This is a genomic window from Halopiger xanaduensis SH-6 (assembly GCF_000217715.1).
In the GTDB taxonomy this organism is placed as follows: domain Archaea; phylum Halobacteriota; class Halobacteria; order Halobacteriales; family Natrialbaceae; genus Halopiger; species Halopiger xanaduensis.
This window is the reverse complement of the sequence record NC_015666.1, coordinates 2802551-2821007: the sequence shown is the minus strand read 5'-3', so window position 1 is coordinate 2821007 and position 18457 is coordinate 2802551. Positions and strand designations below refer to the sequence as shown.

Here is an 18457-nt window from a genome sequence, read left to right as displayed (position 1 = left end):
GCGAGAGGACAAAAGGAGTCGGATCGGCGCGGCGGCCTCCCCGAGCGAACGCCGGTCGCGTTCGAACCGAGACCCCTCGTCCGCGTGACTACTTCGATCGACTGACCCCCACGACGTCGTGTACGTTTCGGGCGACGAGGCGCTATCAGAACAGTAGGTTTATCAAGCGCACGGCGGAAGCCATACCTAAGATTACTCATCGTCTTATGGCAGGAAATCAACAACCGGAGGTGAACATCGGGCTCGTCGGTCACGTCGACCACGGCAAGACCACGCTGGTCCAGGCCTTGAGCGGCTCGTGGACCGACCAGCACAGCGAGGAGATGAAGCGTGGCATCTCCATCAGGCTCGGCTACGCGGACGCGACGTTCCGCCACTGCGAAGGCCTGGACGAACCCGAGTGTTACACCGTCGAGGAGGAGTGTCCGGACGGCTCGGAAAGCGAGCCGATGCGGACCGTTTCGTTCGTCGACGCCCCGGGTCACGAGACCCTGATGGCGACGATGCTCTCCGGCGCGTCGCTGATGGACGGCGCCGTGTTGGTCATCAGCGCCAACGAGCCCGTCCCGCAGCCCCAGACGGAAGAGCACCTGATGGCGCTCGACATCATCGGGATCGACAACATCGTCATCGCTCAGAACAAGGTCGACCTCGTCAGCGGCGATCAGGCCCGGCAGAACTACGAGGAGATCCAGGAGTTCGTCGAGGGCACCGTCGCCGAGGACGCGCCGGTCGTCCCGGTCTCCGCGGGCCAGGAGGTCAACCTCGACCTGCTGATCCAGGCGATCGAGGAGGAGATCCCGACGCCGGAGCGCGATCCCGACGCCGATCCGCTGATGCACGTCGCCCGGAGCTTCGACATCAACAAGCCCGGAACCGCCGCCGAAGATCTGGCCGGCGGCGTCCTCGGAGGCAGCCTCGTCCAGGGCGAACTCGAGGTCGACGACGAGATCGAGATCCGTCCCGGCCGCGAGGTCGAGGAGGGCGGCCAGACGGAGTACGTCCCGATCGAGACGACGATCCGCTCGCTGCAGGCCGGCGGCGAAAACGTCGACACGGCCACGCCGGGCGGCCTGCTCGGCGTCGGCACCGGCCTCGATCCGTCGCTGACGAAAGGCGACGCGCTCGCGGGTCGGCTGGCCGGGCCGCCGGGCTCGCTCCCGCCGACCTGGGAGCGCTTCACGATGGACGTCGACCTGCTCGACCGCGTCGTGGGCGCCGAAAGCGGCGAGACCGTCGACGAGATCAGCACGGGCGAACCCCTGATGATGACCGTCGGCACGGCGACGACCGTCGGGGCAGTCACCAGCGCCCGCGAAGGGGAGTGCGAAGTCAATCTCAAACGCCCCGTCGCGGCCGAACCGGGCGCGAAGATTGCGATCAACCGCCGCATCGGCGCGCGCTGGCGGCTGATCGGACTCGGGACGCTCAAGGAGTGAGGGGTAACACCGCGGCCACCGACGACGGACCAGGATGAGTACGGGGACGCCGAACGGAACCGGACCTGAAACCGGCGCGCGGGTCGCGCTCGACACGAGCGCACTCATGATGCCGGTCGAACTCGACGTGCGCCTGTTCGACGAACTCGACCGGCTGCTCGAGGAGTTCGAGCCGACCGCGCCCCAGGCCGTCGTCGAAGAATTACGCCGCCTCGCCGAGAAAGGCGGCACGGAAGGCACGGCCGCCAACGTCGGCCACGACCTGGCGATCGAACGCTGTCTCGTCGTCGACACGGAGGCATCGTACGCGGACGACGCCCTGGTCGAACTCGCCCGCGAGGGTAACGTCGACTACGTCGTCACGAACGACCGCCCGCTGCGCGACCGGGTGCTCGAGGCGAGCGTACCGGTAATTGCATTACGCGGGAGAAACAAGTTAGCGATCACTCAACCATAGATGTACAAACGGGTCAGACTGAAAGACACGGTGGAAGTACCGCCGGAGGCACTCGGCGACGTCTCGCCGGACCTCGTGAAGCGACTGCTGCAGGACAAACTCGAAGGCCGCATGGACGAGGAGGTGGGGAGCATCGTCTCCGTCACCGAAGTCCACGACATCGGCCAGGGGACGGTACTGCCCAACGAACCCGGCGTCTACTACGAGGCCGACTTCGACGCCGTCACCTTCGATCCGCAGATGCAGGAGGTCGTCGACGGGACGGTCGTCGAGGTCGTCGAGTTCGGCGCCTTCGTCGGGATCGGCCCCGTCGACGGGCTGCTCCACGTCTCCCAGATCAGCGACGAGTACCTCGCGTTCGACGGCGAGAACCAGCGCCTGTCCTCGAACGAGTCCGACCGCGCGCTCGGCGTCGACGACGCCATCCGGACCCGCATCGTCACCAAGAGCATCGACGAGCGCAACCCGCGCGACTCGAAGATCGGTCTCACGGCCAAGCAGCCGGGGCTGGGCAAGCACGCCTGGCTCGAGGAGGAACATGAAAAGCGCGAAGCGACCACCGCGACCGAGGGTGAATAACCATGGCATCCGATCGCCTCGTCTGCCGGGAGTGTCACCGCGTGAACGAACCGGACAACGACACCTGCGACGCCTGTAACTCCTCGTCGCTGACCGAGGACTGGGCGGGGTACGTCGTCATCGCCCACCCCGAAGACAGCGAGATCGCCAGCGAGATGCAGATCACGGAGCCGGGCGCGTACGCGCTGAAGGTCCGCTGATCGCGGTTTCGACGCGAACTCGAGGACGAACCACAGCCACGAAACGCCTACTTCTACGCATACGTGACCGACGATACCGATTCAGACGCTGACGCGATCGAAGATGTCGAGGACGCCGAGACCGCCGAGACCGTCGAGACCGATTACGAGCACCTGCTGACGCTCCCCGACGGCCTCCGCGCGGAACTCAAGGAGCCGCTCGGCCCGATCGAGACCGACGCCGAGCGACTGCTGGCCGACGTCGACGGCGCGCTCATCGCCGTCGGCGACGTCGTCACTTACCACCTGCTCGAGGCCGGCCGCGCGCCGGACGTCGCGCTCGTCGACGAGCGAACCGAGCGCGAGGCGGTCAACGAGGACGTTCGCGAGACCATCACCGCCGAAACCCACCTCGAGGCGGTGAATCCGCCCGCCGAAATTTCGGCGGACGTGATCGAAGCGCTGCTCGAGGCCCTTTCCCGCGACGAGCCGACGACGATCCTCGTCGCGGGCGAGGAAGATCTGGTCGCCCTGCCGGCGATCGTCGCCGCCCCCGAGGGCGCGAGCGTCGTCTACGGCCAGCCCGGCGAGGGGATGGTCCACGTGCGCGTGACCGACGACCACCGCGAGCGGATGCGGGCGCTGCTCGAGCGCTTCGAGGGCGATACGGAGCGGTTGTGGTCGTTGCTCGAGGAGCGCGACGAGTGACGAACTGGCGGATGTAGTACGGCGCCGTCGCGGTTTCGAAACCCGAAACGAGTGGTTGGATTTATATTATTTATTCGCTAACAGCTCGGTATGGATTTGACAGAACCGACCGTTCGATGGGGAATCGGTCTCTCGGGCGGGCTCGTGGTCGCTGTGATTGCGATCCTCTTTCTGGAGGGCACGATGCAGTTGGCCGCGCTCGGGATCGCCGTCCTCGATATGGTGGTGACGCCGTTGATCCTGAAACAGGCCGCGGAAAGCGACGCCGATAGTGTCGGCGAGACCGGAGGCACTCGATAGCACGGTGGGCGAGCCGACGGCTGCCTTCGGCCGCCGTCACTCCGTTCGACAGGATATTTACCGGCCGACGTGAACGTGACCGACATGTACGATTTCGTCGTTGTCGGCGTCGGCCCTGCCGGGGCGCGCTTCTCGCGGCGGGCCGCCGAGAAGGGCTACGACGTGCTGGCGGTAGAGCAGGGGACGATCGGCACCCCGCTGGCCTGCTCGGGCCACGTCAGCACCGACATCTGGGAGTTTACCGGCGCCGGCGCCCGCGATGAGCTCTTTCAGAACGAGATCTACGGCGCCCGATTCCACGTCGGCGGGCCGCAAAGCGACGCCTATCCCTTCTACAAGCGCGAAGTCGCCTCGAACGTTATCGACCGCGTCGGCCTGGATCGCCACCTCGCGGAACTCGCTCGCGAGGCCGGCGCGGACGTCCGCGAGGAACACACCGTCACCGACGTGCGCGAACACCACGACCGCGTCGAGGTCGTCGCGAACAGCCCCGACGGCGTCGTCACCCACGAGGCCCGCATGGTCGCCGGCTGCGACGGCCCGCGCTCGAGAGTTCGGGACGAACTCGAGTTGCCCGAACCCGACGAACTGCTCCACGGCGTGCTCGCGTTTTCCGAGGAAGCGGACGACCAGGACTTCGTCGACGTCCACCTCACTCCGCCGACGTTCTTCGCGTGGCGCATCCCCCGCGGCGACGCCGGCGTAGAGTACGGACTGGCGGCCCCGCCGGGCGTGCACGTGAACAAGCACTTCGAGGAGTTGATCGACGGCTACGAGGTCGACGTCTCCCACCGCTGTTCGGGCGCGATCCCGATCGGGCCGGCGGATCGGGTCACCTCGAGACGCGGCTTCCTCATCGGCGACGCGGCCGCCCAGACCAAGCCGTTCACCGGCGGCGGCATCCTCTACGGCATGACCTGCGCCGACCACGCCGCCCGCGAGATCGATCCCCAGCGGCCGACGACGCTTTCGGCCTACGAGCGCGCCTGGCGCGACGACTTAGCGCGTGAGCAGGAACTGGCCCACTGGATTCGCCGCGCCTACTCGCTGCCCGAACCTGTCCAGCGGATCGGCCTGGGCGCGCTGTCGGGCGAGATCGGCGTCCACATGGACCGGCCGACCTCGCTGCTCTCGGCGGACCACCTCCGCGCGATGCTCGCGCGGGTGTGGCGCTAGCGTCAGCCGGCTCGCGGCGGAACGGACGCCTCGGTTCCGAACAGGTCTTCGGGGTCGTACTCGGTTTTGACGTCGACCAGTCGCTCGTAGTTGTCGCCGAACGTCGCCCGCGCGGGGTCGTCTTCCTCGTTCAGCCCCGGGAAGTTGCCGTACCGGCCGGTCGCGACCGACAGCGCCCGCACGTCGGCGATCGCATCCCGCGCCCAGGCGACGTTCGCGTCGTCGTCGGCCGGCTCCTCCCAGTTGGCTTCGACGGTGAGCATGAACGGCTCGTCGCGGTGCCAGAACGCGGTCGCGTCCCGCGGCACTTCGGCGACCGCCCCGTCGAGGTGCCAGAGGTCGACCGTCGAGAGCGGCGAGGGTGCGGCCTCGTTGTACCGGACCATCAAGTCGCGGACCTCGTCGGTGACCGCCTCGAGGTAGATCGACTTCCAGTAGTAGCGCAGCCCGTCGGGGTAGTCCTCGTCGAGCATCGACTGGAGGTCGACGAACGGCATCGGGCCGCTGAAGTCGACGATCGGCGTCGCGGCCGTCAGCAGCGGCTCGAAGACCCCCTCGGCGTCTTCGGGGTCGCCGCGGTACGCGCCGAGCATGGCGACGGCCGGTTCGCCCCGCCGCTCCTCGGGGAACTCCTCGAGGGGCGGCACGTGGGCGGTGAACGCGAGAACGCCGGCCTCGCGCGGGGCGTCGGCGGTCCACTCGAGGTAGCGCTCGAAGACCGCCTCCGTGTCGTCGGCGTGGAACCACGGGAAGAGTACGGACACTTCGGGGCCGACCTCGTAGCAGTCGAACTCGAAGGACGTGACGACGCCCAGCGCGCCGCCGCTGCCGCGAACCCCCCAGAAGAGGTCCGTGTGTCGATCGGCGCTGGCCGTTCGAACCTGCCCGTCCGCGGTCACCACGTCGACCGAGCGGAGGTTGTCCAGCGACAGGCCGTACTCGCGGCTCAGGTGGCCGTAGCCGCCGTTGAGCGTCAACCCGGCGACGCCGGTCTGCGAGACGGCGCCCAGCGGCGTCGCGAGCCCGAACAATTGGGTCTCGCGGTCGGCGTCGCCAAGCGTCGCCCCGCCCTCGACCCGGACCGTCCGCTCGTCGGGGTCGACGCGAACGCCGCTCATCGGCTCGAGGTCGACGACGAGGGCGCCGTCGCGGACGGCCGTCCCCGCGACGTTGTGGCCGCCGCCCCGAACCGTCAGCGGGAGTTCCTGCTCGCGCGCGAAGGTCACCGCCGCGACGACGTCGGCGACGCCGGTACAGCGGGCGACGATCGCGGGATACGCGTCGATCATTCCGTTCCAGACCCGCCGCGCGTCGTCGTACGCCGGATCCGCGGGACGGATGACGTCGCCGGCGAACTCGGTTTCGAACGAGCGAACCGCGCTTCCCGGAACGTTTGCGAGCGCTTCCTCACCGGGCAATATGTCTATTGTTCCCATAGAGCACGGTACGCCGCGGGTGACGATAAACTAGTTTGCTCGATTACACGACGATCAGCCGACCGGATATGACGGCTGAGCGACGAACCGAAACTCGACGCCGGCGCACCTGGGAGAATCGATCGATACCGCGCTCGAGAGCGTCCCGCCGGCAGTCATATTTCGATGCCGCGGCGCCTCCGCGATCGATGGCGTCGACGCGAACGCGATCGGCGAGCGAACCGCCGCTGAGGACGACGATTATCACGCTGGCCGACAACTGGATCGTATGAGCGATGCGACGGCACCGGCGAAGGACGACAACGAGGACGACGAGACGAACGGCGCCGACATCGGCGTCGGGATCGCGATCGGCATGTCGACCGGCGTCGCCATCGGCACGGCGAGCGACAATCTGGCGCTGTGGTTGCCGGTGGGCGTCGCCCTCGGCGCCGCGCTCGGTGCGGGCTTGAACGCACGCGAGTGAGCGTGAATTACGATCCGCCGGCGCTCCGGACTGCCGCCTGCTGGCTCTCGGCGTCGTCCGCCGTCCCCTCGCCGCGCTCCTCGCTGACGACGTACTGCACCTCGACGACCAGCGATCCGTCGCCGTGGGGCCGGATCTCCTCGTAGAGTCGATCAGCTAGTCCCGGCTCCGGACCGGGTTCTCGACTCGAGACCGTGACGAGCACGCGATCGACCGCCTGGATCGGATAGTTGCCGTCGAGTTCGACCGCGACGTCCTCGAGTTCGAGGTGATCGTACGCCGGGTCCGCGAGCACCCCGTGAGCCTCTTCTTCGGTCGCCGACTCGAGTTCGGTCGTCTGGAAGTCAATCAGCGTCACGCCCGCCAGCGGCGCGGCCAGCGCCAGCAGCGCGACGCCGAAGACCGTCGCGTAGACGTAGGTCGGCCGGCGGGTAGGCGACACCTCGAACAGTCCCTGCGGGCGGTAGCCGGCGACCCACAGCGTGCCCAGCGCGGCGAGGTTGATCGAGAGCAGGTTGACGATCACGAGCGCGGCGGCGCCGATCGCCGCGCCGTACATCCCCCAGGCGACCGTGATGCCGACCGCCGCCGACGGCGGGATGAGGGCGGCGGCGATCATGACGCCGACGATCGCCTCGGAGAAGCCCCGCGTGAGGCTCAGAATCCCGGCGATGCCGGCCCCGAGCGCCACCGCCAACGAGAACAGGTTCGGGGCGACCCGCTCCTCGAGTTCGGTCGCGACGACGATATCGACGCCCGCGGGCTCGAGGCCCGCCACGCGCGCGAGGGCGGCGAGCGCGATCGACGCGACGACGACCGCCGTGACGCCGATGATCTGGTAGACGAAGCCCGTGCGCTTGAGCCGGTCGTCGCCGGTGACGATGCCGACGTTCGCGGCTAGCGCGGGGCCTAAAAGCGGCGCGATGACCATCGCCCCGATCACGACCGCGGGCGAGTCCGAGAGCAGCCCGGCGGTAGCGACGACGGCGCTGATGAGCAGCATGACGGCGTAGATCGGAAACGGCGGCGTGAGCTCGTCGGCCTTCGTCCGCAGCACTTGCCGCGAGGTGCGCGAGCCCTTCTTGCCGCCGCGGCTGTACTGGTTCCGGAGCGTCGCGAACTCCTCGGAGATGACCGTCTCGGCGTTGATCACGACGACGCTGGCCTCGTCGCCGATACCGGCTCGTCGGAGCCGGTCGAGTACCGGTTCGACGGCCCGCGTCGGCAGCGGGAAGCGGACGACCGCGGCGTACCCTCTGCCGCTGGTCTCGTCGCTGACGACGTAGTCGATCCCCTCGTCCTCGAGAACGTCGAGCACGGCCCGGCGCTTCCCCTCCGGGACCGTGATCTCGAGATAGCGCATACCGGGGGGTCCACGGAGTCGCGGATAGTACTGCGGTCGGCAGCGGACGGGGACGTCTCGATAGCCGGGATCGGAACGGGAACAAAACGGAACGGCGAGCAGGACCGGAAAGGATCGGCCGTCAGTGATCGGTCCCGACGATGCCGCACGCGATCGCGTCGGGATCCACAATTTCCTCGCCGTCGACCGCGTCCGGGTCCAACACCAGCACCGTGTCGTCCGGCATCTCGTCCTCCACCTGTACCGCACAGCCCAGCGCGTCCTCGAGTTCGTCGACGTCGTCGAGGTCGAAATCGCGCTCGAGGAGGCGTTCGGCGTTGGCCCGCGAGATGACGAACGCGAGTTCGCCAGGCGCGGTGCCCTCGCTCTCTTCGGCTTCCAGTAGCGTCGACAGCGAGTCGGCGCTGATTTCGTCGAGCGAGCGGATCGTCACCCGCTCGGTGTCGGAGCCGGGCGCGTTGTCGGACTGCGTTCGCAGTCGCGCGGACAGTTCCTCGAAGTCGGTTCCCGTGTCGATCGGCGGATCGCCGCTCGTACTCGAGCCCATACCGGGCGTCCGCCGTCACCGTCCTTGACGGTGGGGCCGGCCAGTTCCGGCCGTCCCGGCGGCCCAGACGAACGTCGCTTACTGGTACACCGGCAGCCGGTCCGACTGATCGGAACCCTCGTAGAACGGTAGTTCGGTCCGGGTCGCGGGCACCTCTTCGCCGCCGACTCGGACGGTCAGGTCGTCGCTCTCGAGGTCGTAGTCGACGAGCGCGAGCGCGATGACGTCCTCGAGCAGCGGGCTCTCGCCGGCGCGGGTGATCTCGCCGACCGAGGCGTCGCCGTCGAAGACGGCGGCGCCGGATTCCGGAACTGTTGCGTCCTCGTCGTCCTCATCCGCCGCAGACTCGAGCGTCACCCCGATCAGCCGTCGACTCGGCCGGCCCTGGTTCTCGACGCGGGAGACGACCTCCTGGCCGACGTAACAGCCCTTCTCGAAGTCCAGGGCCGTCCGCAGGCCGAGCACGTTCGGAATCGTCCCCTCGAGTTCGGTCTCGAACAGGGGCGAGCCGGCCTCGAGCGTGAGCGACTCCCAGGTCCGGTAGCCGAACGGAGCGGCGTTCAGCCCTTGTGTGAGGAGGATATCGTAGACAGACTCGGCGTCGTCGGCCGCACAGACGACCTCGTAGCTCTCCTCGCCGGTGAGCGCGTCGGTGCGGATGACGGTGACGCCGGCGTCGCCCATCGTCCCGCGGACGAACGAGTAGCGCTCGTCGGGCGACGGCGCGCCGTTGAGCACGCTGGCGATCTTCTCGGTCGCGTGCGGGCCGTGAATCCCGAAGATCGCGTAGTCGTCGGTCGCGAGCCGGATATCGACGTCCTGGATGAAGACCTTCTCGGACCAGTCCTCGACCAGCGGCTCGGCCTTCGTCGGCGGCGTGAAGAGGAGCAGCCGCTCGCCGGCGTTGTAGACGTACATCTCGACCTCGATGCCGCCCTGCGGGTCGAGCACGAGCGCGTAACAGCCCCGCCCGTCCTCGGCCGGGACGCGGTTCGAAACGACGTTGTCGACGTACTCGAGGCGATCCTCGCCCTCGACGACCACGACGCCGTAGGCCGGCTCGAGCAGGCCGACGCCGTTGCGGACGGCGCGGTGGGTGCGCTCGGGGCGGCCGAAGTGTTCGACGATCGTCCGGCCGTCCCGCTCGCCGAACTCGGCCCCGTGATCGGCGTGGACGGATTCGATGACGGTCATAGCTACTAGCTGGGGCCTGCGCCCCTCAGGCGTTTCGATTCGATACTCGAACGACTCAAAATGGGAGTCGATCGCGGAGCCACTCGCTGATCGATTGGTCGTCCCCCTCGTCCGCCGGCGCGTCGGGAACCACCCGCTCGTCGGGCTTGATCACCGTCTCGCCGGCGTTCTTCTCGACGACGATCAGATTGTCGTCCTTCAGCGTCGAGAGGGCCTCCTCGAGGTCGTCGATGTCGGTCTCGACGGCCGCTCGAAGCTCGAACACGGTCATCCCGTCGTCGGCGCGATCGACGAGTTCGTCGAGGACCGCAACCTCCGTCCCCTCCCGGTCGCGGAACTCCCGCTTTGCTCTCATCCGTTCGGGTATTCGACGACCCGGGATTTGACGTTTGCCGTTCTCACAAACGATCGGACCGGTTCCTCGGACGGACCGACCGGCGGCCGACTATGTAGGACAGAAGCAACCGACGACACGGACGCGTGCCGCCGACACCCGTTCGGGCAGGAACGTGACAGGAGACCGGAGATTCCGGGCGGTATGTTTTTTATGGCCTGGGTCGGAACGGTGGGACAATGGTCCTGCGATGTTCGCTGCTCGGACACGACTACGGCGACGCCGAAGTCGAACGCGAGCGCGAAGAACGGGGCAGCGAGGTCGTCGTTACCGTCCAGGAGTACGAGGAGTGTACTCGCTGCGGCGAGCGACACGTCATCAGCGAGAACACCGAGGTCACGAGCCTCTCGGCTGGTGCGGACGGCGACTCACTGCCCGACGATCCCGAACCGACAGCCGATTCCGACGTACCGTCTCAGTCCGATCAACCGGCGCAAGCCCGCGCGGACGCTGCTGCCGCCGATACCGACGTCGCAGCCGGCGAGGACGTCGAATTCATCGACGCCGATGCCGACGCGAGCGACAGCAGCGATGACGCTGCACAGCCGGCAGCGGGTGCCGCCGAGGCGGACGCGAACGCGGCCGCCGAAACGGACGCGCCCGCGGACGCTGACGTCGACTCCGACCAGCCCACCGACGAGAACGGCGAGCCGATCACCGACGACGGCGAGATCATCGAAGACACCCTCGACGAGGCGGCCGACCGCGACCGCGGCCGCGGCGAGTGGCCCGACACCGACGACGTCGGTCCGCCGGTCGGTGCCGACGACGAGCCGACCGCGTGGCCCGACGACGGGATCGGCGACGACCACGACCCCGCGGAGGACGACGCGGTCGTCCTCGAGCACGATTCGACGACCGCCGGCGCGACGGGGAGCGACGCCGGAACGACGGTCGACGCCGGCTCGACGGGGAGCGACGCCGGAACGACGGTCGACGCCGGCTCGACGATGAGCGACATCGAGACGACGGGAAGCGACATCGCGGGTGCGGACGTCGGCTCCGGCGCCGAAGCCGAAATCGACGCCGAGGCGGCCACCGAAGCCGATTCCGAACCCGACACCGGTATCGAACGCGCCGGGGCGGCGCCGACGCCCGCCGAGGACACCGGGCCGGACGAGGACGGCGTCCCGACCGAATTCTACTGTCCGCGCTGCGACTTCGTCGCGTCCGACGACCGCGCCTCGCTGCGCGCCGGCGACATCTGTCCCGACTGCCGGAAGGGGTACCTCGGCGAACGGCCCCGCCGATAAGTATCCGGCGGTTTCGCCCGCACAGGCGGGAACGTCGCCCACGTCGTCTATGAAAAGAGGTAAACAGTCCGCCGTGTATCTACCAATCCATGAAGGAGTACAAGATGCGTCGCGGTGAGTACCTCGAGGAGCGAATCCCCGACATGGAGACGACGATCGAGGAGTACTTCGGCCCCATCACGGGCACCGAGGAGTACAAGGGCAGCGACCTCTTCGTCATCGGAGAGCCCGACAACCCCGTCTTCGAGAAGATCGTCGTCGGCGCCGTCGAATACTCCGGCAAGAAGGACAAGCTCGGCGTCGAGTTCCACGAGCGCGATCCCACCGAACTCGGCCCCGACGAGCTCGAGGCCGCGGGCGAGGCCGTCGACCTCAAAAACGACTTCCTGCTCGAGGCGACCGGGCGCGACGCGAAGGCCCGTCGCGACTCGATGAAGCGGGCCGTCGAAGACGACCCGGATCACGACGTGGACACGTAATCGCAGGCGTTCGTACCGCTTACAGTCACGGTCGTCACGTATCGTACAGCGCTGCTCGTTCTCGGAGCCGTACCGGATACTGCGCCCAGCCTCGCGCCCGTCTTGCGTCCGGAAGCCGCATCGACGACTGGCTTCGAAACCGCTATTATCGCGACGCGACACCGCTCGAGTGAGAGTAATGGATTTCGCCGCGTTCCTCGTCGCGACGCTGGCCGGCCATATCGGGTTCGCAATCTTCGTCGCCGGACACGCGTTTCTGACGGACCGCGACGCCGGCTACTGGCCCTACGTCACGCTCGTCCTCGGGCTCGCGGGGGTCGCGGGCTACTTCTTCTACGATCGGACGACGGATTCGGGCCGGATCTGACGGCGCGACTCGAGCAGGCTCTGCGGAGTCAAACAGCCAACGGGGCAACCGAGACGGTACGAAACTACTCACCGACGCTGCAAGTGAAAATGCGACTCGAACGGATTAGGCAAGGAAGACGTGACGCGGCCGGTCCGCCAGGACGTCGCGGCCCCACTCGACGGTCTCGGAGAACTCGTCGCTGCGGAAGAACTGCATGGCGTCCTCGCGGGCGTCCCAGCGGCTGGCGATGAACATGTCGTTCTCGTCCTCGCGGTTCGCGAGGAGGTCGGTCTTCCGGTGGCCGTCCATGTCCTCGAGAATGGCGCCGACGTCGTCGAAGGTGCCGACGAAGTCGGAGCGGTGCTCGGGCTTGACGGTGTAGAACATCCCCATCGTGCCCCAGGAGTCCGCGTCGTCGTCGCCCGCCTGGCGGACGACGTCGGGTAGATCGGCGAGGAAGCCGGCGGCCGTGTCCGCGGCGCGCTCGGTCTCCCAGAGACTGACGACGCCGGCTTCGCCGTCCCCGTCGTGGGGCTCGTAGACCGCGGTCTTGACGTGGGTGTCGTAGTGGTCGAAGTTCTTCCGGAGGCCTTCGACCTCCTCGAAGAGTTCGTCGGTGTCGGCTTCGGAGTAGAGGACGACCGCGTGGACGTCCTCGCCGTGGGGCTGGCCCGCGTAGACGCCGATTTCCTCGAGTTCGTCGCGGACGTCGTCGTCTTCGTCGTGGGGGCCGCCGCTGCCGTGGTCGTGGCCGTGACCGCCGTCACCGTCCGAATCGCCGTGGGGGTGGCCGCTCGAGTCGGCGTCGCCGTGGCCGTGATGACCGCCGGACTCGCCGTCCGAGTGGGGGTGACCGCTACCGTGGCCGTGTCCATGCTCGGCCTCGCCCTCCTGCGGAACCGGTTCGCCCGCGAGGAACGCGCCGAGGTTCTCCGGCGGGAACCGCCGGGCCGAGAGGAACTGACCGAACTCCGCGTAGCGGGAGGTCGACGGGTCGAACCGCATCTCGTAGAGCAGGTCCTTGACGTCCGTCGGATCGTCGCCGAACAGCGTCACGCCCCACTCGAAGTCGTCGAGGCCGATGCTCCCGGAGATGATCTGGGTCACGCGGCCCGCGTACTGCTTGCCGATCTCGCCGTGGCTCGAGAGGTGCTCCGCACGCTCGTCGAAGGGCAGGTCGTACCAGTTGTCCTCCTCGCCGCGGCGCTTGTCCATCGGGTAGAAACTCATAAAGTCGGTGTCGGGGATCGAGGGCTTGATGCGGGTCTCGATGTACCGCTTCATGCCCTGATCCTCGACCTCGCCGTCCTCCTCGAAGTACTCCTGGGACATGTAGCCCGAGACTTCGGTTACCGAGAGGTAGGAGTCGGCGCGCTCGGTGAACTCGGCCAGCGCCGTGTGTTCGAAGGACCGCTCTAAGGCGTCGATGTCGGAAAGCGTCGGTCGGAGGTGGAGGATCAGCAGATCGGCCTTGTGTCCGAGCACCGAGAATACCGCCGAATCACCTTCCTCGGCGTCGTCGACGCGTTCTGCGGCCGAGAGGAATTCGATACCCTCGTCGATCGCCCGTTCGCGGCGGCGGGCCGGCGCGTCGCGCCACGCGTCCCAGTCGATCGATCGGAAGTCGTGGAGGACGTACCAGCCTTCCTCGGTCTGCGGTGGTCGTCGTCGTTCCATAGTGGCGGGTTAGGACGGGACCGCTAAGAAGGACCGGGTTTCGGACGGACTCGCAGGAATCGAGAATCGACCGTCGGCCGCTGTGGCGACGGCTGCGCCCCGATTCGCCCGCATCCGACGCGCGCGAATCGACCCGACCGAAACCCTTTACGTACGCCCGTTTAAATGGCCGCGTACATGCGGAAAAGCGGGCCCCCGAAAGGACTCATCGCCTATCTCGTCCTCGAGTTACTCGAGGAGAAGCCCCGGTACGGCTACGAGATTTTGAAGGAGATCCGCGAGATCAGCGGTGGGCACTGGGAGCCCTCCTACGGGTCGGTGTACCCGATCCTCTACAAGTTCGAGGAGAAGGGCTGGGCCGAGCGCATCGAGCGCGAGGACGAACCCGATCGGAAGTACTTCGAACTCACCGAGGACGGCCGCGCGGAACTCGAGGAGCGCCGCGAGGGCGGCGCGGAGAAGGCGAAGGACTTCGCCGACGTCATCCTGGGCTTTTTCCACGTCTACGCGGCGTTTTCGACCGACGACCGGTTCGAGATCCCCGAGCAGGACGGCGAGTGGCGGTTCGACGAAGAGTTCAGCCGCTGGATCGTCGAACAGGTGGTCCGACACCACGAACACTACTTCGAGACCGACTTCGAGCGGATCGAGGAGACTCCTGAGGAGTTCTACGAGCGCCACGGGATCGATCGGGAGGAGTAGCCGAGCGGTCTCGAGCAGTTACTGACGAATAGGCGGCGACTCGAGGAGCGGAGCGGATCAGATCCGATCGGTATCGTTCTCGAAAACGCGAACAGCGGCGGACCGAATTCAACCGGCGAGCAACTGCGGCCCGAACAGCATCGCTATGAAACTGACGAGCATCGTCAGGCCGACCGACGTCGTCACCACGCGGACCATCCCGCGGGTCGCGTCGATCGGGAGCCGGGAGAAGACCGCCTCCGTGCTCGTCCGGAGGATGTGGCCGCCGTCGAGCGGGAACGCCGGGATGCAGTTGAAGAAGCCCAGTTGGACGTTGATCCACCCGGTCCAGAACAGGGCGTTCGCGAGCGCGAACAGCGGCCAGTCGCCGAGCGCGCCGAGCGGGCCCTGCGCCTGGTAGAAGTTCTCGATGCCGCCGGCGAAGCCCGCGAAGTTGTACGGCAGTGCCTCGATGACGCCGGCGATCGGCAGCATGAGCGCGATCCCGATCTTCCCGAGGAACGAGTCGCTGAGCGCGCCGAAGGACTCGCCAGACCCGCCGCCGAGCACCGAGAGGTACGCGTCGGCCGGGTAGAGCTGGATGCCGAGCGCTTGCGTCGAGACGCCGGAGATTTCCGAACCCGGGTAGACGAGATAGCCGACGGTCCCGCCGCCGGTCGTCTCGCTCCGTTCACCGAGCGTCACCTCGTACTCGACGCGCTCGCCTTGGAGGTAGCCGGCGACGGTCACCTGATCGCCGGGGTCAGTCTCTCCGACGAGTTCGTTGAGTTCCGACTGGGTGGCCGTTCGTTCGCCGTCGAAACTGGTCACGACGAAGTTGGTCCCGGCCGGCGCCCCGGCGTCGGCGAGCGGGCCGTCCTCGGCGACCGTCACGAGCGCGCCGATCGGCACCTCGCGCTCTTCGCGCCCGTCCCCGGTCTCGACCGTCAGCGTCGCGACCTCGTCCTCGCCGAGGGCCTCGAGGAACTCGGTTTCGGTCGCGACCTCCTGGCCGTTGACGGCGACGATCGAGTCGCCGGTTTGGAGTCCGGTGATGCTGCTATCGGCCGTCGCGGTAACCAACAGCGAGCGCTCGACGTCGACCGTCCGTTCGCCGTTGAGTTCGACGGCGAGCTGGTTCCCCTCGGCGGCCTCGATGCGCTCCTCGAGGGCGTCGTTATCGGCGACCGGCTCGCCGTTGATCGCGGTGATCCGATCGTTCGGTTCGATGTCCGCAGCGGCGGCCGGCGAGTCGGGTGCAACCCCGCCGACCGCGGCGCCGGGCGCGAGACCGATCGAGCCGACGACCGGGCCGAACAGCAGGGCGAAGGCGACGATCGTGATCGCGAAGTTGTTCGTCACGCCGGCCGCGAACATCCGCGTCCGGCCGCCCCTCGAGGCGGACTTGCTGCTCTCCTGATCGGGTTCGACGAACGCCCCCATCGGAACGATCGCGAGCATCACGATCCCCATCGAGTCGATGTCGATGTCCTCGACGCGACAGAGCAGGCCGTGGCCGCCCTCGTGGACGACGAGGCCGACGAGCAGTCCGAAGACGATGCCCGGCGTCGCCGAGAGCGGCAGGAAGTCGTTGACGCCGGGAATGACGAGGACGTTCCGGGGTTGCTGGACGGCCGAGGACGGCTGCGGCGAGGAGAGCGCGCCGATCGCCGCGATCAGCAGGAAGGCGAACATCGCCACCATCACGACGAGGGCGATCCCGATGCCGAGGTTCGCCCACGCCCGCCAGAACCGTTTGGGACGCGCGAGCCGGTCGAGCAACGCCCGGCCGCGCTTGGTGTGGAAGGTCAGCATCGGCCCCTGCGTCCCGATAAACTCCGGGAGCAGGTCCGCTCGCTCGAGGGCGATGACGCCGGCCCAGTAGAGCAGCAGGCCGATGACGACCCACGTCAGGACCTCGGAGCCGTAGAGCTCGGGGACCGAAAGTGCGACGAACGCGAGGGAGCCGTAATCCATCTATCTCTACCGTAACTGAGGGTGGCGGTCTCAAATGGCTTTTGTCTATTCGGAACGCGCGAACTGTCGGCGGAGACGTCGCTTACCGCTCGCGTCGGAGCCGCGCAACGACGAACTCCCGATCGAGCTTCGCGAGGAACGGTCCGAGCTTCGGCCCCTGGTCCTCGTCGAAGAACAGGCGGTAGCCGGCGCCGAAGAAGTCGCCGATGTCGACGTCGTGGCGCTTGGCCGTCTCGTAGATTTCGCCCTGAATCTCTTCGGGATCGTGGCCCGCCTCGATGAAGTCGGCCAGTTCCTCGAGCGCCTCCTCGGTGTCGGCGTCGAAGTCGTGGTCCGGAATCTCGGAGCGCTTGAGTTCGTAGTCGAACTCGTTGCCGGTGCGTCGCGCCCAGTTGCGCGCGCGTTCGACTCGCGCGAGCGCGCCTTCGACGGCCCACTCGGGCGCGTCGTCGGGGATGTGGCCCTCCTTGCGGGCGACCTCCTCGCGCAGGTCGGGATCGTCGAACATCCCGAGCACCGCGGCAAAGGTGTAGGGGAGGCGGATTCGCTCCTCTCGCGGCTCGTCGACCAGCAGCGGATAGACGCGCTCGGCGAACGCCCGTTCGTCCTCGTCGGCCTCGATCTCGTCGAAGTAAATCGCCTCGAGGCGGTCGAACTCGTCGACCAGCTGGTCGAGCCGTTCGATGCTGAAGTCCCGGGCCTTCGTGGGGTCCTTCGCGAAGAAGTAGCGCAGGACTTCGGGCTCGAGCAGTTCGAGGACATCAGAAACGAGGATGACGTTGCCCTCGGAGGAGGAGAAGGGCTCGCCCTCCAGAGTGAACCACTCGTAGACCATCGGGACGGGCGGTTCGATCTCGAGGACGTTTCGCGCGACGTCCTGGCCGCTGGGCCACGATCCTTCGGCGTGGTCCTTGCCGAAGGGCTCGAAGTCGACGCCGAGTTCCTGCCACTGGGCGGGCCACTCGAAGCGCCAGGGAAGTTTGCCCTCGCGCAGCGTGGCAGTACCCTCGTGGCCGCAGCCGTCGATCGTTTGGTCGCCGGCGTCCATGTCGGTACACTCGTACTCTACGGTTGGCGTGTCGCCCTCCAGATCCACGCTCGTCACCGTCTCGGTGATCTTGCCACACTCCTCGCAGATCGGGTTGAAGGGGACGTACGCCTCGTCGACCTTGTCCTGGTACTTCGAGAGAACATCGCGTGCGCGATCCTGATGCTCGAGGACGAACCGCGTGACGTCCTCTAAGTCACCGTTCTCGTACAGTTCGGTGTTCGAGACGAGGTCGATCGGGACGTCCAGCGCGTCGGCGCTGTCCTGAATAATGGTCGAGAAGTGGTCGCCGTAGGAGTCACAGCAGCCGAACGGATCCGGGATGTCGGTGTAGGGCGAGCCCAGGTTACGCCCGAGCGCACCGGCGTCGACCTCGCCGAGATCGACGAGGTTGCCCTCGAGGTCACAGAGGGTCCGCGGGAGCTTTCGGAGCGGGTCGCGGTCGTCGGCGGTGAAGACCTGCCGAACCTCGTAGCCGCGCTCGCGGAGGACTTCGGCGACGTAGAACCCGCGCATGATCTCGTTGACGTTGCCCAAGTGGGGCACGCCCGACGGCGAGATGCCGCCCTTGATGACGATCGGTTCGTCCGGCTCCTGAGCCTCGACGCGGTCCGCGACGACGTCCGCCCAGAAGGCGTGGCGCGCGTCGTCGCCGTCCGCTTGCTGGAGGGTGTACGGGCTGTACTCGTCGGGGACGGCCGTCTCGAGGTCGGCATCGGCGCCGGAGTCGGAATCTGGGTCGTCCGCGCTCATCG

Annotated in this window: 20 protein-coding genes; 12 read left to right on the top strand and 8 right to left on the bottom strand. The window is 67.5% G+C overall.

Going from position 1 to position 18457, the window contains the following annotated elements; all coding sequences use genetic code 11:
- The first annotated feature begins 206 nt into the window (after nucleotides 1-206).
- The 7 genes from HALXA_RS13795 (at nucleotide 207) to HALXA_RS13765 (ending at nucleotide 4838) form a co-directional block, all read left to right on the top strand.
- Nucleotides 207-1439 carry a translation initiation factor IF-2 subunit gamma gene (locus HALXA_RS13795; protein WP_013880992.1) on the top strand — a complete coding sequence of 411 codons (1233 nt, stop codon included), beginning with the start codon at nucleotides 207-209 and terminating at the stop codon, nucleotides 1437-1439.
- Nucleotides 1440-1473: 34 nt separating this feature from the next.
- Entirely contained in the window at nucleotides 1474-1896 is a 423-nt protein-coding gene (locus tag HALXA_RS13790; protein ID WP_013880991.1) for a PIN domain-containing protein, read from the top strand.
- Complete coding sequence (locus HALXA_RS13785) at nucleotides 1897-2475, top strand: DNA-directed RNA polymerase (protein ID WP_013880990.1); 579 nt, start codon at nucleotides 1897-1899, stop codon at nucleotides 2473-2475.
- 2 nt (nucleotides 2476-2477) lie between these two features.
- Nucleotides 2478-2675 carry a transcription elongation factor subunit Spt4 gene (gene spt4, locus HALXA_RS13780; protein ID WP_013880989.1) on the top strand — a complete coding sequence of 66 codons (198 nt, stop codon included), beginning with the start codon at nucleotides 2478-2480 and terminating at the stop codon, nucleotides 2673-2675.
- Between the two features lie 96 nt (nucleotides 2676-2771).
- Nucleotides 2772-3362 (top strand): GTP-dependent dephospho-CoA kinase family protein, encoded by a 591-nt coding sequence (locus HALXA_RS13775; RefSeq protein ID WP_049895474.1) that lies wholly within the window; start codon nucleotides 2772-2774, stop codon nucleotides 3360-3362.
- A 90-nt stretch (nucleotides 3363-3452) separates the two neighbouring features.
- On the top strand, nucleotides 3453-3662 hold the full coding sequence (locus HALXA_RS13770) for a hypothetical protein (RefSeq protein ID WP_013880987.1): 210 nt from the start codon (nucleotides 3453-3455) through the stop codon (nucleotides 3660-3662).
- Between the two features lie 84 nt (nucleotides 3663-3746).
- Nucleotides 3747-4838: a geranylgeranyl reductase family protein gene (locus HALXA_RS13765; protein ID WP_013880986.1), complete on the top strand. Its 1092-nt coding sequence runs from the start codon at nucleotides 3747-3749 to the stop codon at nucleotides 4836-4838.
- 2 nt (nucleotides 4839-4840) lie between these two features.
- On the opposite strand, the gene HALXA_RS13760 is transcribed toward HALXA_RS13765, so the two are convergent.
- A complete protein-coding gene (locus HALXA_RS13760) occupies nucleotides 4841-6274 on the bottom strand; it encodes an FAD-binding oxidoreductase (protein WP_013880985.1) in 1434 nt (477 codons plus the stop codon).
- Nucleotides 6275-6542: 268 nt separating this feature from the next.
- Between HALXA_RS13760 and HALXA_RS13755 the strand changes: the two genes are divergently transcribed.
- Nucleotides 6543-6740 carry a hypothetical protein gene (locus tag HALXA_RS13755; RefSeq protein ID WP_013880984.1) on the top strand — a complete coding sequence of 66 codons (198 nt, stop codon included), beginning with the start codon at nucleotides 6543-6545 and terminating at the stop codon, nucleotides 6738-6740.
- 7 nt (nucleotides 6741-6747) lie between these two features.
- Here HALXA_RS13755 and HALXA_RS13750 read toward each other — a convergent pair whose 3' ends face one another.
- The 4 genes from HALXA_RS13750 to HALXA_RS13735 form a co-directional block, all read right to left on the bottom strand.
- Nucleotides 6748-8103, bottom strand: a complete 1356-nt coding sequence (locus tag HALXA_RS13750; RefSeq protein WP_013880983.1) for a TIGR00341 family protein — start codon at nucleotides 8101-8103, stop codon at nucleotides 6748-6750.
- A gap of 121 nt (nucleotides 8104-8224) precedes the next feature.
- Nucleotides 8225-8650: a hypothetical protein gene (locus HALXA_RS13745; protein ID WP_013880982.1), complete on the bottom strand. Its 426-nt coding sequence runs from the start codon at nucleotides 8648-8650 to the stop codon at nucleotides 8225-8227.
- 78 nt (nucleotides 8651-8728) lie between these two features.
- On the bottom strand, nucleotides 8729-9844 hold the full coding sequence (gene ygfZ, locus HALXA_RS13740; RefSeq protein WP_013880981.1) for a CAF17-like 4Fe-4S cluster assembly/insertion protein YgfZ: 1116 nt from the start codon (nucleotides 9842-9844) through the stop codon (nucleotides 8729-8731).
- A gap of 55 nt (nucleotides 9845-9899) precedes the next feature.
- The gene (locus tag HALXA_RS13735; RefSeq protein WP_013880980.1) at nucleotides 9900-10199 is read right to left on the bottom strand and encodes a DUF6432 family protein; all 300 of its coding nucleotides are present in this window, start codon (nucleotides 10197-10199) and stop codon (nucleotides 9900-9902) included.
- A gap of 218 nt (nucleotides 10200-10417) precedes the next feature.
- Here HALXA_RS13735 and HALXA_RS13730 point away from each other — a divergent pair, with 218 nt between their 5' ends.
- The 3 genes from HALXA_RS13730 (at nucleotide 10418) to HALXA_RS13720 (ending at nucleotide 12337) form a co-directional block, all read left to right on the top strand.
- Nucleotides 10418-11491, top strand: coding sequence for a DUF7093 family protein (locus tag HALXA_RS13730; protein ID WP_013880979.1), 1074 nt, complete (start codon nucleotides 10418-10420; stop codon nucleotides 11489-11491).
- Nucleotides 11492-11580: 89 nt separating this feature from the next.
- Nucleotides 11581-11970: a DUF5611 family protein gene (locus HALXA_RS13725; RefSeq protein ID WP_013880978.1), complete on the top strand. Its 390-nt coding sequence runs from the start codon at nucleotides 11581-11583 to the stop codon at nucleotides 11968-11970.
- Nucleotides 11971-12148: 178 nt separating this feature from the next.
- A complete protein-coding gene (locus HALXA_RS13720; RefSeq protein ID WP_013880977.1) occupies nucleotides 12149-12337 on the top strand; it encodes a hypothetical protein in 189 nt (62 codons plus the stop codon).
- Between the two features lie 105 nt (nucleotides 12338-12442).
- Here the strand turns inward: HALXA_RS13720 and HALXA_RS13715 are convergent, their stop codons facing one another.
- Entirely contained in the window at nucleotides 12443-13996 is a 1554-nt protein-coding gene (locus HALXA_RS13715; RefSeq protein ID WP_013880976.1) for a heme-binding protein, read from the bottom strand.
- A gap of 177 nt (nucleotides 13997-14173) precedes the next feature.
- Here HALXA_RS13715 and HALXA_RS13710 point away from each other — a divergent pair, with 177 nt between their 5' ends.
- Nucleotides 14174-14698: a PadR family transcriptional regulator gene (locus HALXA_RS13710; protein ID WP_049895473.1), complete on the top strand. Its 525-nt coding sequence runs from the start codon at nucleotides 14174-14176 to the stop codon at nucleotides 14696-14698.
- Between the two features lie 108 nt (nucleotides 14699-14806).
- Here the strand turns inward: HALXA_RS13710 and HALXA_RS13705 are convergent, their stop codons facing one another.
- Together HALXA_RS13705 and lysS are read right to left on the bottom strand one after the other, a co-directional pair.
- Nucleotides 14807-16654, bottom strand: coding sequence for a site-2 protease family protein (locus tag HALXA_RS13705; protein WP_013880974.1), 1848 nt, complete (start codon nucleotides 16652-16654; stop codon nucleotides 14807-14809).
- Nucleotides 16655-16736: 82 nt separating this feature from the next.
- The gene (lysS, locus tag HALXA_RS13700; RefSeq protein ID WP_013880973.1) at nucleotides 16737-18455 is read right to left on the bottom strand and encodes a lysine--tRNA ligase; all 1719 of its coding nucleotides are present in this window, start codon (nucleotides 18453-18455) and stop codon (nucleotides 16737-16739) included.
- Nucleotides 18456-18457: the final 2 nt, after the last annotated feature.